General features: G+C 48.5%; 10 protein-coding genes and 1 tRNA gene. 6 read left to right on the plus strand and 5 right to left on the minus strand.

All coding sequences use genetic code 11. From position 1 onward, the window contains the following. Window positions 1-17: 17 nt before the first annotated feature. Window positions 18-89, plus strand: a tRNA-Thr gene (locus tag F4X88_14685). On the opposite strand, the gene F4X88_14690 is transcribed toward F4X88_14685, so the two are convergent. From F4X88_14690 to F4X88_14710, 5 genes are all read right to left on the minus strand, one after another. Continuing rightward, the gene (locus F4X88_14690) at window positions 81-1,187 is read right to left on the minus strand and encodes a tetratricopeptide repeat protein (GenBank protein MYA57535.1); all 1,107 of its coding nucleotides are present in this window, start codon (window positions 1,185-1,187) and stop codon (window positions 81-83) included. The two genes, F4X88_14685 and F4X88_14690, sit on opposite strands and share 9 nt — an antisense overlap. Before the next feature lie 73 nt (window positions 1,188-1,260). Further along, window positions 1,261-3,105, minus strand: a complete 1,845-nt coding sequence (locus F4X88_14695; protein MYA57536.1) for a thioredoxin fold domain-containing protein — start codon at window positions 3,103-3,105, stop codon at window positions 1,261-1,263. Between the two features lie 47 nt (window positions 3,106-3,152). Continuing rightward, window positions 3,153-4,808 carry a PglZ domain-containing protein gene (locus F4X88_14700; GenBank protein ID MYA57537.1) on the minus strand — a complete coding sequence of 552 codons (1,656 nt, stop codon included), beginning with the start codon at window positions 4,806-4,808 and terminating at the stop codon, window positions 3,153-3,155. A gap of 126 nt (window positions 4,809-4,934) precedes the next feature. Then, window positions 4,935-6,275, minus strand: coding sequence for an FAD-binding oxidoreductase (locus F4X88_14705; GenBank protein MYA57538.1), 1,341 nt, complete (start codon window positions 6,273-6,275; stop codon window positions 4,935-4,937). Window positions 6,276-6,403: 128 nt separating this feature from the next. Then, a complete protein-coding gene (locus F4X88_14710; GenBank protein ID MYA57539.1) occupies window positions 6,404-7,855 on the minus strand; it encodes an FAD-binding protein in 1,452 nt (483 codons plus the stop codon). 197 nt (window positions 7,856-8,052) lie between these two features. Here F4X88_14710 and F4X88_14715 point away from each other — a divergent pair, with 197 nt between their 5' ends. From F4X88_14715 to F4X88_14735, 5 genes are all read left to right on the plus strand, one after another. Further along, a complete protein-coding gene (locus F4X88_14715; protein ID MYA57540.1) occupies window positions 8,053-8,832 on the plus strand; it encodes a LamG domain-containing protein in 780 nt (259 codons plus the stop codon). A gap of 146 nt (window positions 8,833-8,978) precedes the next feature. Further along, window positions 8,979-10,586, plus strand: coding sequence for an efflux RND transporter periplasmic adaptor subunit (locus F4X88_14720; GenBank protein MYA57541.1), 1,608 nt, complete (start codon window positions 8,979-8,981; stop codon window positions 10,584-10,586). Window positions 10,587-10,733: 147 nt separating this feature from the next. Next, window positions 10,734-11,471 (plus strand): hypothetical protein, encoded by a 738-nt coding sequence (locus tag F4X88_14725; protein ID MYA57542.1) that lies wholly within the window; start codon window positions 10,734-10,736, stop codon window positions 11,469-11,471. Window positions 11,472-11,635: 164 nt separating this feature from the next. Then, on the plus strand, window positions 11,636-14,863 hold the full coding sequence (locus F4X88_14730) for an efflux RND transporter permease subunit (protein MYA57543.1): 3,228 nt from the start codon (window positions 11,636-11,638) through the stop codon (window positions 14,861-14,863). A 114-nt stretch (window positions 14,864-14,977) separates the two neighbouring features. Next, window positions 14,978-15,296, plus strand: a 319-nt coding sequence (locus F4X88_14735) for an efflux RND transporter permease subunit (protein ID MYA57544.1), incomplete at its 3' end; no start/stop codon positions are given.

Below are 15,296 nucleotides of genomic sequence, written 5' to 3' on the forward strand. Positions count from 1 at the left end.
CCGTAATAGTGTGCTAAGCCGGTGTAGCTCAGTGGAAGAGCAACTGATTCGTAATCAGTAGGTCGGAGGTTCAAATCCTCTCATCGGCTTTCTGTTTCAGCGGCGACATCTTCTTCAAGGGATTTGATATTTGCCAAGACAGTCGGGTGCGGTTCGATTTTATACACTGTGCGGTACACTTCTAAAGCCGCTGCTTTATCCCCAAGGAAACTTGCATAAATTTCACCCATCCGTTCCCACGCCCGAACCTCCTCGGGATCAAGATCGACAATCCGTTCATAGACTTGCAGCGCATCCACATACTGACGTGTTTCTATATCCTCTCGCTCAAGCGCAGATGCACGGGAAAAAAGCAGGCGAACGAGATCGTCAACAACCTCGTTCATTTCAGGCATCTTTTCATGCGCCTGCTCCAAGAGGGCAATCGATGCCGATTCCAGGCGTGTAACCTCAGCCAAATCCTCTTCGGTGAATTCCCTATCAAGGAACTGATAGCTCTGTAGCATTCTGGCATACGTTCTCGATAACTGGAGGCGAGCAAGGATACCGATAGGTGCTTTTTCAGAGGGGATGTTTAAAAGCTCTGGATCGTTTTCAATTGCTTTCGTGTAGTACTTAGCAGCTTGTTCAAACTGCTTACTTCCCTGATAGAGAACGCCGAGGAGATAGTGTGCTTCAGCATTGTTTGGAGCACTCTCGAGCACAGCAAGGAATTCTTGGGTAGCTTCCGCAAGCAAGCCTTCATCACGAAACAGTTTACCGCGTAAGAGACGGACACCCGCATGTTCAGGCTGAATGCGCGATGCATATTCTAAACGTGCCTTCGCATCTTTCAACCAATTACTCTGTGAATAGATCTCCGCAATGCGGAGATTGGCGTGCAAACGAACTTCCGCCCTCGTCTGTGAGATGCCGTTTATGGGAATCTCACGGACTGTATCCTGCGTTTCCAAGGCTTGTAAGGCTTGCCAATAGTAAAGGGCAGCATCGGCAAGATCCTGTTTCTTATAGAGGGTATCTGCTTGCTGAATAAAAGCACCTACCTGTGACAATGGTGGCGATTCGGATTCCGCAGTCCCACGCCGAATATAAAAAAACGCAAGTCCAACAAAACCGATGACTGCCACCACTTCCGCGTAAAAAAGCCAACTCCGCAAGGAGACTAAGGATTTTACATTAAAGGGCATATTTCCTCCTCTGTTCCGCCCTGACGTATAAGGTAATAGGATGATTACTTCGGTAAACGCTCAAAACGACGCGCTACAGGGGACGTTTTTCAATGTCCTCAAGGATGTCAAGCATCTCCTCCGGTCCAACAAATCCGGTGAATCGCTTGAGAAGGGTCCCGTTAGCATCCATGAAAATGACGACAGGTAATCCGGGAATCTGATATTTCTCGGTGAGTGCCTGCGTCGTTTCGGAGCTTCGGGTGAAATCGAGTTTAACATTTACATAATCATCGAGTTTCGCAGCGACCGCGGGATCGGCATAAGTCTTATGATCGAGTTCTTTACACGCGGCACACCAAGAGGCATAAAAATCAAGCATTACGAGTTTGTCTTCGCGCGTGGCGATTTCAAATCCTTCGGCTTCGTCGTAAACCCAATCCAAGTGGGGGCCGGCAGGCTGTTGGATACCTCCAACAAACATATAGGCACCGAATACCGCCAGCAAAAGACCACACGCCTTTTGGAATTGCATCCGTGGAGAGATACCGCTGAAACGTTGGGTTAACTTACCTAGCCACACGCCAATGAGCACGAAACCACCGGCAATAGCGAAAAATGGTAGTGAGTTCTGTAGAAAATCCTGCAATGGTGGAAATACATCTTTGAGAAAGTAGAGTGCCATCGTAATAATGGCAATGCCGAAGACGTTTTCCAAAACATACATCCATCCACCGGAACGTGGGAGTGCGGAAAGCGATCCAGAGAACGTCCCGATACCGATAAAGAGGAGTCCCATGCCGAGGGCATAAGTAAACATGAGCCAGAATCCGAGGAAGAGACTTCCCGTGGTTGCGATATAGGTTAGCACGACTGCCAACGCCGGTCCTGTGCAAGGTGCAGCGATCACCCCTGCGACTGTCCCCATAGCGAACGCGCCTGCAAACCCGGCACCCCCGACGGTGTTAAGGCGGTTCTGCACAGTGTATGGCAACCGAATCTCAAAAACACCGAACATAGACAAGCCCAAGGTTACAAGAATGAGGCTAATGAAACCGACGACCCACGGGTTTGCCATTATCTGTCCAAAAACCGCTCCTGTCGATGCGACCGCTACGCCTAAAATTGAATAGGTCACAACAATCCCGAGCACATACACAACAGAAAGCAGAAACGATTTGAATAAGCCAGCAGACTCATTGGCACCGAAGATGGAAACGGTGATCGGTATGAGTGGATAAACACAAGGGGTCAAACTGGTCAAAATTCCGCCCGCAAATACAAGTATTAAGGCAAGCCAGACCTGTCCCCCAGAGAGTGCACGGGCGAGACCTCCTGCGTTATCACTCGGCGGGGCACCGAATTCGACATTGGCGAAAATCGCCTCATTCGTCCGCTGAATGGGGTCCTCAATGCCAACGACTTCAATAGGGACGGCAAAGGTGAGAACTTCGGGTAATAGACACTGCTCATCGTTACACGCCTGATATCTGAGTTCCATATCCAGCATAATAGGGGCAATTGGAGCGGTCTGATTTAAATCGGCTTGGATACCGATAGTAATCGTGTCGTGATAGACCGGGGCTTCTCCTATTGAACCGAGTGCCAATACCTCCCCCTTGGGATATACGGCTTCACCGAAAGTAAGATGTGGTGTATCGGGGAAAATGACCTCGGTGGCGATCAATCCTTCACCCGCTGGAGTGGCGTTCACATGCCATCCTTGGGCAATTTCAACGACAACAGCAATTTGGAATTGGCTGCCCGGTTGAACCTTGTCAAGCGAGAGGTACCCCTTTACTGAGAGTTTTTCAACAGGGGGAGGGGCACCAAATCCGAAATCTGCAAGCTGCGCTTGAACAGGAGCAGAAGTTACCATTATGACAAGCACTAACAGTCCACAGCGTAAATATTTATCAAGTCTGATGGTTTCTAACATCGGTTCATTCTCCTCAGCGGAAGTACGCCATCGCGTGGCTCCCGAAATTACCTCGGCTCCAGCACAACGCAAGGCAGAATCATCTCCTCAAGTGAGACACCACCGTGTTGGAAACTGCCTTGAAATATCTCTTTATAGACATCGAAGCGTCTTGCATAAACTAAGTAGTAGTCCTCTTTTGCGAGGACATAACTCTTTCGGGCTTCTTCACCAGGTAAGCGATACGCCCCTGGTTCCTTTATGACCCATCCGGCTTCCGGTGCACATGAGATGTTTTTCCCTTCTTTAAACCGAAGTCCGGTTGTGAGTCCCGCTTGACTTGACACCTTCGCTGCATTTTGACAAAGGACGGAACCGTGGTCAGACGTTAAGACGACCGTCATACCGCGTTCAGCCGCAACTCTGAATATTCTATAAAGATGTGAATGCTGAAACCATGCGTGCGCCAGCGTCCGAAACGCTGCTTCATCTGGGACCAGCTGCTGTAGTAAACCCATCTCGTGTCGTGTATGTGTCAGCATATCAAGGAAGTCAACAACAAGTGCCGTCAAACTAACCCTATCAGTAACGTTCAGCCAGTGCAGATATTGAATTTCGCCGCGTGTGTCAAAAATCTTGAAGTAATGGAGCGGCGGCTTGAGAAGTATGCCGTGCCGCTCAAGTTGTAAGCGCATCAACTCTTTCTCATAGCGGTTGATACTCGTCTGTGTTGGGTCGGGTTCTGCGTATAGGTCTGGGTGCCTCTCAGCAAATTCAAGCGGAAACAACCCGCTAAAAATGGCGTTCCGCGCATAACGGGTCGCAGTTGGCAGAATGGAATAATAGTAATCTGTGGTTATATGAAACAACGGATACAGCAACGGCTCAATTTTCAGCCAGTGGTCCAACCGCATACAATCCATAACAACAAAGAGGACCTGCTTCCCTGCCTGAACTTCGGGAATGACATATCGATAAACGACATCCACAGATAAAGTGGGCGATGCTTTACCTGCAAGCCAATTGTGATAGTTGGCTTGAATATAGTCAGCGAATGCAGCATTTGCCTCGCGTTTCTCCATCTCATGGATGGATTTAATTTCATCAACGTTATGAAGTGTATCCAGTCGTAAATCCCATTCAACGAGGCGAACGTAAGTATCGATCCAGGTCTGCCAATCGTCGGTGGAGCCGCGCCGCTGCGTCGTGCCACCCGAGATCTGTGACCTGTTAAAGTGCTGCGCGTAAGCCTGCGGTGTATATGTTTCTCTGTTCGTCTGTTTTTCGAGTATAAGAGCGAGGGATGTCTCTAACTGCCGAGACGAGGTTTCATCTTGATCGTCTGCCGTGCCTATGAGAATATGCCCAACATCGTAAAGACTCGCCTGCTGCAGCACTTCTTGTTCCTTCTCATGTGTTAGGAGAATAATAGGAACATGTGCATTTACGCTCCGAATATGCGCAAGCGGATTCCCTTCTCGTGTCTCCCCATCATAATTCAACAGGACAGCATGAGAGTCTTCGTCTTGGAGTAACGTGATGCCTTCGGTAATCGTATTTGTTACAGAAATATCGTATCCTCGATATTCCAGAAAGCGGATATAGGGCTTGGATGTTATATGGGTCTGTTCATCCCGATGTCGATTCTTAAGTTGTGCCTCAGAGAGATCTACATCAGATATTTGGTTATCAATCCACAGAAGTCTCCATCTTTTTTCCTGCATATTATGCCCCTTTTTTGGAATGTAGGTATGCCAAAGCACCCTACATCGTAATAAACGGGCAACCTCTTACGTGCCCGATGTCTTCGGGGTGAGCAGTCGTGAATCCTCCAGCAAAAAACAAAAAAACTAAATACTCGAAATGAACCGTCCTGGGTTCAACAAACCGGTCGGATCGAATTTCGCTTTAATCTGTTTCATTAAACTGAGCGTTCCTTCAACGGAACCCCAAACGTCAATATGCCGTTTAAGTTCGGGGGGTGCGATTTCTATGATGAGATTTCCCTGCTTCGACATGGCAGTTTGACGGAGTCGCGTCAGCGCATCCGCAAGCGATTGATAATCCGTGTCGGATGCTACAGGAATATTGACGGACACCACACCACTCCCAAGCAACGCCATCATCTGGACATTCCGAGTCCAATTTGCCTCCACAATTTGCGTAGCAAATTCTGCAAGATCGGTGCGCTTCAGGTTCAATTTGGCAACGACGCTTTCGGTATTTTTGTCATCTGCTGAGAATTCCTGAACAGCCTCCTGAAGGTGCTGTACCGATTCGTCTTCTGCAATTGTCACACCTATCGCACCGTTTTGTTCCATAATTCCTTGACACTGCGTTAACTGCCACGCCACAGTCTCGGGATCCCCACCGAAACCAACCACCAGCATCGGCTTATTTTCATCTGGGGGTGTCTCGGTTTTTGCACGTGTTGGATCCGAATTGACGAACAAGTTTACAAACATCGGCAATGTCTGTGAACCGACAATAGCCAAACCCGTGTCAGCTGCGTCCTGAACGTTCTGAAAATCTGCAGTAAGTATCGCTTCTTGGACGGGTATGGGAGACAACTTGAGGGTCACCTCGGTAATGATACCGAGTGTCCCGAACGCGCCAATATAGAGTTTGTTAAGATCGTAGCCTGCAACATTTTTTACCACTTTCCCGCCACTTTTGACAACCGTGCCGTTTGCCTGAACAACCCGCAACCCTAAGACCTGATTACGGGCGGTTCCGTGTCGTAAACGAAAAGAGCCACTCGCGTTTGTTGCTACTATTCCACCGATAGTGCAGCGGTCGGCGGACGGTGGATTCAACACCAGATACTGACGATGCTTCGCCAACGCAGTCTGGAGGTCCTTTAAGCGGATACCTGCTTCTACGGTTACGGTTAAATCCGCAGGTTCATATTCCACCACGCTATTCAGGCGTGTTGTTGCGAGGACGATATCTACTTTTTGTGGCAAATTTCCGATACCAAGTTTCGTGCCGGCACCCGCTGGCATAACCGACAAATTTTGGTTTACCGCAAATTGGAGGATCTCTTGTATCTCTTGAACAGAAGTCGGTAAAACGACCGCTTTTGGCACGTATCCATCAAAAGTGTAGGCTGCGACCTGTGCCTCCAGCAGGATTCCGGATTCGCCGACAATGCCCTGAAGTTCATCGTGCAATGCACGTGAATTTTCCATATACTTTTCTTTCTCTATCGTTACAGTAAAATAATTTTCTGTGGAAACCCTTTAAAACCACGTCCAAAAAACTATGAATAAGTGGGATTATGCCTATCCCTCCACATTAATTTGGAATAGGTTTTCATTTAAAAACTCCCGGCTGCGTCGTATGGCAAACCTAACTTCTCATAAGATTCGGCTGTGGGGAAAATCTTTCCGGGATTGCAGAGCCCTGTAGGATTAAAGACTTCTTTGACCGTCGCCATCACTCGCATATCAGCCGAACTGAAAATGAGAGGCATGTAATCCATCTTTTCAACGCCGATACCGTGTTCCCCGGTGATTGTGCCACCGACTTCTGCACATACCGTCAGGATCTCTTGGTTGACATGCTCTACACGTTCACACTGGTCCGCGTCTCGTTCGTTAAAGAGGACGATGGGGTGGATATTGCCGTCACCGGCGTGGAACACATTCGCGATGGGAATCTGATACTTTTCAGAGATTTCGGAGATCCGCCGTAGCACCTTCGGCAGCGTCGTCCGTGGCACGACCCCGTCCTGCGTAATGTAGTTCGGCGCAAGCCGCCCAAATGAACCGAACGCGCTTTTTCGTGCCTTCCAGAGTTGCTGTCGCTCCTCCTCATCTTTCGCGTAATCCACTTCCCGTGCGTTGTGCTCTTTAAAGATTTCCAAGATCTGATCGGTTTGGTTTTGCATACCTGCCTCAATACCATCGAGTTCCACAATCAGAATTGCCTCAGCATCAAGGGGGAACCCGAACTGGAAGGCTTCTTCTAAAGCACGAATGACGAGCGTGTCCATCATTTCAAGGGCAGCCGGAATAATACCTTCACCGATAATCGTTGAAACAGCGTTAGATGCATCGTCCATTGTCTCAAAGACAGCGAGCACCGTTTGGTACGCCTGTGGATTCCGGGTCAATCTGACGATTGCTTTCGTTACGATTCCAAATGTGCCTTCGGAGCCGATCATCACACCGCGCAGGTCGTAGCCGAGTGTTTCCTCAACAGCGCCCCCCAATTCAACAATTTCACCATCCGGCAAAACCACTTCCAATCCGAGCACATGGTCGGAGGTAACACCGTATTTCAAGGTATGGGGTCCCCCCGAATTCTCGGCGATATTCCCGCCGATCGTGCATGCCTTCTGGCTTGAGGGATCCGGGGCGTAGTGATAGCCTTTGTTCTGCACCGCCTGTGTCAACAAGAGATTCACCACACCGGGCTCAATCACTGCGCGTTCATTTTCAAGATCTACTTCTAAGATGCGGTCCATCCGATTAAGGGCAATGATAATCCCACCTTGGACAGAGAGCATCCCTCCACTCAAGCCGGTGCCGCCGCCACGGGCGATGAAGGGGGTATCGTATTTATTTGCCAACTTCACGATATCCGATACCTGCTGTGCCGTATCCGCGAAGACAACGACATCCGGCATCGCCTTAAAAGAAGGAGCCGCATCACATTCGTATACCGAGAGTGCAGTCGCATCCGTTAAGACATTTTTAGACCCAAGGAGCGTAGAGAGGTCAGCAATGAGTTGTTCTTTCTGGTTCATAGTCGATTCCTTCCGCATGGCAATTTCTGATTACGTTTGTATTTAGTGTATCACAATTTTGGTTGCATGTCCAATTAGAAATTTAGCGAATGTTTCCGGTATTTTCATTTGTTATGGCGGCGGACAGCGTGTTATAATTATGAGACTGAAAGCAACTTACCAAAATTTGATTATTGAGGAATTTTCCCGAGATACAATGCGTGTAGGAGACAAAAATGCGAAAATTGATATTGATTTTAGGCATTGCTTGTTTAATCGCTTGGACACTGCCACAGATCTGTTCTGCTGAAATCGATCCTGAAACAGCCGTTGGTGTGTGGCTCTTTGATGAAGGCGCGGGTAAAACAACCAAAGACGCTTCAGGACTCGGACACGACGGCACAATCAACGGTGCCAAGTGGAAAGATGGAAAGATCGGAAAAGCCCTTGAGTTTGATGGCGCACAGTGGGTATCCATCGACTCGACACCGGAACTACAACTCGGTGAAGAACTCACTATGATGGCATGGTTTTTTGCCACAGATATTTCTACGTGGCGGCAACTCATTGCTAAAAGTAACGAATATCTTTTGCGTATCGATCCGCCACAGGAAGGCAATAAAATGTCAGCATTTGTCAAACCGGGTGGAAGCTGGGAACCGAGAGCCTCCGCGCACGTTCCTGATGAAAAAAAATGGATCCACTTCGCAGCGACTTATGACATCAACGAGAAAAATGAGCAACTCGTTGTGTACGTGAATGGTAAAAAAGCAGGCGTGAGCACACGTCCTGGAAAAACGGCTGTTACAGCGAATCCCGTTGAGATTGGTAAATGGGGGGGCGGTTCATACTTCGTCGGTATTATCGACGAAGCCGCCATTTTCAATACTGTTCTCAGTGAAGATGACCTATCGATCATTGTGGAACACGGATTAGCAAAAGCACTGGGTGGGTTAGATGTTGAACCGACAAGCAAATTGGCAACAACATGGGCAATCCTTAAAGCTAACCCATAACCTAATACCATTTCTGATTGAAAATGCTTCAATAAACGAGCTCTTTGTAGCATAGGAGACCGTTGGTCTCCTGTGCAGTCTTTGAGGCGATCTGTCAATGCGATATAATCTCTTAGAAATGGTATTAGTTAAAAGGAGGAAAGAAGGTGAAGAAAGTACTGATTGGTATACTCATAGTATTCGCGATAGCCGTGGTGATTAGCCTACCACGGTTTCTAAAACCAGAAAAACCTGAAATTCAACAGGCACAAACTATAGTCCTGAAGCCGGTGGAAGTTACAAAAGCAGCACGTGGAGAGATTCGTTCGGAACTCGAATTGTCCGGCACTATTCAAGCCGAATCACAAATCAGCGTTTTTCCGAAAGTCGCAGGGCGGCTTGTTGCCCTAAACGTAGATGAGGGCGACAGTGTAAAAAAAGGCACATCTCTTGCGGTGGTAGAGCATGAGGAACTGCAACTCGCCGTGCAGCAAGCCGAAGCCACGCTGAAAGCCGCAGAAACGGCTCATGAACAAACAAAGCAGCTCGCCGAAGTGCGTGTAAACTCGCAGATTGCGCAGGCGAAAGCGCAGTTTCGCGCCGCAGAGATTGCGCTACAACAGGTGGTCGACCTCTCTGAAATCCGAACCGTCACGCAAATAGAGCAGGCAGAAGCCGCATTGGAATCTCTTGTTGCGAACCTTCAGAAAATCAAAAGCGGTGCGCGTGATGAAGACCGGCGACAAGCCGAGGCAGGATTGAGTCGAGCCGAGGCGAACCTTGAGAACGCTAAAAGCACTCACGAACGCATGACGCAACTCTTTGAAAATGGCGCAATTAGTCAGCAATCCGTTGAAAGTGCGAAGACACAGTTAGACGTTGCCGTCGCTCAACATAAAATCGCTTCTGAACAACTGCAACTGATCGATAACGGTGCGCGGACTGAGGATATTCAAGCCATGGCGGCACAAGTTGAGCAGGCAGAAGCCTCCTTACGACTCGCAGAGACCCAGGCAGCCACGAAGACATGGGAGAAAGACATTGAACTTGCGCGTTCCCAAGTCGAAACCGCCCGGGCTGGACTCATCTCTGCGGAGGCTTTAAAGACTGCGAAAAGTTGGGAAGCCGAGATAACATCAGCGAAAACCGCACGCACGCAAGCCGAGGTTGCGCTGAAGCTTGCTCAAAAACGTCTGAATGACGCTACGATTCGCGCCCCGATTTCCGGTGTGATCTCCAGACGCTCCTTGGATTTAGGCGGTATGGCACTTCCTGCGACACCCCTTTTTGACATCGTTAATATTGATACCGTCAAAGCAACTATTGAGGTGATTGAAGTCCAGTTAAGCCAATTGGCACTCAATCAACAAGCCTCCATAGAGATTGATGGTATAGATGCCCAGATGTCCGGTAGTATTACTTTTATTAGTCCAACGCTAACACCGGCGCGTCGGACGGCTACGGTTGAAGTCGATATTGACAATCTGGACGGCACTCTTAAACCGGGAATGTTTGCCAAGGTGACCGTCCCGATCAAAGTGCATCCTGATACGATTCTCATCTCGCGTGCTGCGCTGATTGAGGATGTGACTGCCACCACGCAGAGCGTCTTCGTCATTGAGAATGGGGTCAGTCAGCGTCGTGTTGTGGTGATAGGTCTTTTGCGTGCCGGTGAAGCTGAAGTCCTGAGTGGGCTTATCGAAGGTGAAGCGGTTGTCACTGCTGGACAACATTCTCTGAAGGATGGAGAGAGCGTTCGGGTTGTCAACCTATAGATGGTTATATCCAAGTTATTCAATCCTCCCGTAGTGTCATTTATGGTGGATTTTAGAATTACTTGGCCATCCTGTTATGCTGCGAAATCTCTGGAATAATGAACTATTTTCCACTAAAATATGTCTTAAATCAAAAGGAGGATTGCTATGCGAATCACAATTCTTGTATGCGGAATTTTGCTGTGTGGCACCGTCGGGATAGTCTCCGCTGGTGTATGGACCGACCCCTTTGACGGTAACGAACTCGTTGAGGGATGGGAATTCCGCGATTATCGCGATGAAGTTACGACTTTTGAGGTTAAAGATGGCTTCCTACAAATGACCAATCCAAAGGGTGGTTGGGGACATACAACCCCTGATAAACCGATGCTTGAACGGGAAATTCCGAAAAGTGCCGCGAAAAACATAACGGTGAGTGGAATTTTTTCGACCGAACCCGATAAACCTGCCGACTCATGGATCGGTATTTTCCTCTACAGCGATGAAGACTTGAACTACGCCTGTCTGCTATTCGGTGGCGAAGCCAATCAGCCACAAAAGACACTTATCGGCAGCATGGTTCAAGGGGGTTGGCAAGATAAAGGACACTTCCAGACCGGGTTTGATGTCCCGCTTCATCTTAAGATCGTTAAAGAGGACGATCTGTTTTCAGGCTACTACCGCGAAAGTGAAAAAGATGACTGGACCCTCTCTGGGAATAAAACGTGGAATCACAAGTTTGATGTAGAGCGGGTCGGTATTGGGTTTATGAACAGTTGGGGCGGTCAAACAGTTACGTTCCTTGTAGACACACTCTCCATCGAAGGCGAAGGGATTGAACCTTTGGAAGTTGCTCCAAATGGCAAGTTAGCGACAACATGGAGCACCCTTAAAGCGAGTCGATAATCTTCGGTAGACTGCGTTTTCCTGTAGTCAGAAAAGGAAATCCGTCCAGGGCACTCACAGATTTAAAATGGGGTGGTGAACGCACTACCCCGATACCACTTCTTAATCAAGATCGTATCGTTTCAAAAGACAACGCTTAAAAGATAAGGAGAAATTCTACCGCCATGTCCATCCCCAAAATGTCCGTGAACAATCCCGTCTTGGCGAATATGTTAATGATTATCATCATCGCTTTCGGGGTGTATGCATGGATAAACCTACCCCGAGAACTGACCCCGGAAATCGCATTGCAGAGCGCGACTGTAACGACACTATATCCGGGGGCTTCGCCGGAAGAAGTTGAAAAGCTCGTCACTGCCCCTATTGAAGAGGCAATTGAGGAAAATGTCAGTAAAATCAATCTGCTATTCTCTAACTCTTCTGAAGGTAGATCCGTTATCTCCATCGATTTTGAAGAGCTGAGTGACCGAGATTTCGACAAGGAACTCGAAAACCTCCGCACGGCTGTAGAACAGGTGAACGAACTGCCAGAAGAGATTTTGGACGAACCGAAAGTTGAGGAGTTAGACGTTTCCTCCGGCTTCCCGATGCTAACGATTGCTGTAGGCGGGAAAATTTCGGAAACGCAGATGCGAGACATTGCCGAAAATCTCAAAGACGAAATCCTGGACATCAAAAACGTTGCGTCTGTCCGGATAGCGGGGCTTCGTGAACGGGAAATTTGGATTGAGGTGAACCCCGATCGGTTGAAAGCGTATCAGATTCCGATTGCGATGGTTATCACTGCAGTCGGTGCGAGCAACTTAAACCTGCCCGCTGGCACCATGGAACTTGGGAATACAGAATTCATGGTCCGGACGATGGGCGAATTCGCCAATCCAGAAACGATCGGTGAAACCATCATCGCCGTTCAACCGACAGGGACCCCGCTTCGTTTGAAGGATGTCGCGACTGTGTCGGATACCTACGAGAAGGCAAGAACCCTCTCCCGGATTAATGCGGAACCCTCTATCAGTCTAAGTGTTCAGAAAAAGACCGAGGGAAACACAATCGCGTTAGTCGCCCAACTCCGGGAATTGGTTGAAAAACGAAAAACAGACCTTCCTGAAGGTGCTGAATTGACAGCGGTGAACGACTATTCGGTTATTCTCAAGGAACGGTTGGGGATCCTTGAAACAAATGCGTTCTTCGGTTTGCTCCTCGTTGTGTTTATGCTCTTCCTTTTTATCGGTTGGCGGAATGCCGTATTCGCGGCACTCGGCATACCGGTCGCGTTCATGGCAACCTTCTGGTTCATGTCTGTGGGGGGCTACTCACTCAGCGGTGTTTCTCTGTTTGGATTGATTTTAGTCGTCGGGATTGTTGTTGACGATGCGATCGTCGTTATAGAGAACATCTACCGGCATATTGAAAGAGGCGAGCCTCCAAAAGTCGCTGCCATTCGCGGGGCAGAAGAGGTTGGATGGCCCGTCTTAGCCGCCAGTTTGACGACCATCTGCGCCTTTGGTCCGCTGATGTTTATGTCCGGTGTACCTGGACAGTTTATGCGAGTCGTTCCTATTATGGCGATTCTGGTATTGATTGCTTCTCTCTTTGAAGTATTCGTGATTTTACCGGCGCACGTTTCTGAGTGGGGAAAAGCGAGAACCCAGACAGGACGGAGCAGACTTGAGAACCTCCGGACCCGATCTCCGAATACCTTTGCCCTAAGTGCCTACATCACAGGATTTTTCGCATCGTTCGGTCTGTTTTTTGACTTTATCAGGAACCGATATATCCGAATCTTGAAAATAACGATTCGACATCGGTATGCTTTTGTAGGCAGTGTCTTCTTTATCGGCTTGATCGCGTGTGTCGGTGCATTCTTGGTCCTCGACAGGGAACTCTTCCCAGGCGAAGATTTCCCACAATTCTATGTCAAAGCCGAAATGCCGCCCTCTTATGGCATGCAAGAAACAACCGCTGTAGTCGCACAGATTGAAGAAGCCGCTAAAACACTTCCATCGAGTGAAGTTGCGGCAATCGTTAGCAATATCGGTTTACATACGCCGACTGGCGCTTTGATGGAAGGTGTCACGTATGGATCCAATTTCGGTGAGGTTATTGTTGAACTCACACCCAAACAGGAACGCACTCGCGGTGTAGATGACATCATCGCAGAACTGCGGACGAAAACCACAACCATTAGCGGAATTGAGGAACTGAATTTCATCACACAGGAAGGCGGTCCTCCACAAGGTGAGGATGTTGAAGTCAAGGTAAAGGGACCGAGATTTGAGCAACTGACGGCACTCGCAGATACCCTTAAAGCATCGCTCATGGAAATGGACGGTGTCTACGACATTCGAGATGACTTTCGCACGGGTAAATCCGAACTCCGTATCTATCTGAAACCGGAGAAGGCACATCAGTATGGGTTAACCACATTCCAAGTCGCGCAAACGGTGCGCACTGCGATTGAGGGTGCTAAAGCAACAACGTATCGTGAAGCAGACGAGGCGATTGATGTCATCGTCAAATACGAGGAAGATACACTTGGAAATCTTGCTGAACTGAATAACTTGTTGATTGCAACACCGACTGGGGCTATCGTCCCGCTCAAGGATGTCGCCGATATCACAGAGGAGAAAGGATACTCCGATATCCGTCGATTTGATGGTGAACGCTCGATTACAGTTTACGCTTCTGTAGATAGGGCAAAAACGACACCCTTCGATGCGAATCAGGCGCTCATCAGTAAATTTGCTGATGTCGAATCCCTGTATCCGGGATACCAACTCGATTTTCGCGGGCTTTTCGATGAGATTATAGAGTCCTTTTCCGAGTTGTGGAAATTGTTTATCGTCGGGCTGTTGTTAATCTATGTTGTGTTAGGTGCACAGTTCAAATCGTTTATCCAACCGATTGTCATTATGCTTGCTGTTCCGTTCGGAATGATAGGAGCGATGGTCGGGTTACTCCTTGCCAATGCGACGCTTAGCATGGTCGCGATGTTTGGGATCGTTGCTCTCTCCGGCATTGTCGTTAATGATTCAATTGTGCTTATCGACTTCATCAACAAATTCCGCGAACGCGGTTTCAATAAATGGTACGCAATCCTGAAGGGCGGGTATGTCCGATTACGTCCGATTGTTCTCACCACGGTGACGACAATTATCGGACTCATGCCGATGGCGATCGGTCTTGGGGGTAAATCACCGATCTGGATGCCGATGGCGTATACCATCATCTTCGGGCTCGCGCTCGCAACCACGATGACGCTATTTGTGATGCCTGCGCTTTACGCAATCACAACAGATATACGGGGTCTCGTCCTGAAAAATCCGGAAGAACGTTTTCGCACCGTTTCAGAGGAAGATCTGTTAGGTGTCGCTGTCCCGGCTGATGATTAATGGGAATGACAAGGCGAGGTTTGCTGACCTCGCCTTATACACTTTTTGACTTTACAGCCACAATATCTGTAGATTAATACCAAATTCCAATCTCACACAGTAAAATCCGACCCCATGTCCATTCCCAAACTATCCGTAAACAACCCTGTTTTAGCGAATCTCCTGATGATTATCATCATCGTTTTCGGAGTGTACGCATGGATGAACCTGCCGCGGGAACTCACCCCAGAAGTCTCAGTACAGAGCGCAGTTGTGACAACGTTATATCCGGGCGCATCCCCAGAAGAAGTTGAAAAGCTTGTCACTGCACCTATTGAAGATGCTATTCAGGAGAATGTCAACAAAGTTGAATTATTGTTTTCTACCTCTTCAGAGGGGCGTTCTGTTATCTTTGTCGATTTTGAGGAGATAAGCGATCGGGATTTTGACAAGG

This window comes from Candidatus Poribacteria bacterium, from assembly GCA_009839745.1.
Taxonomy (GTDB): Bacteria; Poribacteria; WGA-4E; order WGA-4E; family WGA-3G; genus WGA-3G.

Coding starts and splice junctions, on each gene's coding strand:
- F4X88_14690 (MYA57535.1), bottom strand. CDS start 1,187: ATGCCCTTTAATGTAAAATCCTTAGTCTCCTTGCGGAGTTGGCTTTTT.
- F4X88_14695 (MYA57536.1), bottom strand. CDS start 3,105: ATGTTAGAAACCATCAGACTTGATAAATATTTACGCTGTGGACTGTTA.
- F4X88_14700 (MYA57537.1), bottom strand. CDS start 4,808: ATGCAGGAAAAAAGATGGAGACTTCTGTGGATTGATAACCAAATATCT.
- F4X88_14705 (MYA57538.1), bottom strand. CDS start 6,275: ATGGAAAATTCACGTGCATTGCACGATGAACTTCAGGGCATTGTCGGC.
- F4X88_14710 (MYA57539.1), bottom strand. CDS start 7,855: ATGCGGAAGGAATCGACTATGAACCAGAAAGAACAACTCATTGCTGAC.
- F4X88_14715 (MYA57540.1), top strand. CDS start 8,053: ATGCGAAAATTGATATTGATTTTAGGCATTGCTTGTTTAATCGCTTGG.
- F4X88_14725 (MYA57542.1), top strand. CDS start 10,734: ATGCGAATCACAATTCTTGTATGCGGAATTTTGCTGTGTGGCACCGTC.
- F4X88_14730 (MYA57543.1), top strand. CDS start 11,636: ATGTCCATCCCCAAAATGTCCGTGAACAATCCCGTCTTGGCGAATATG.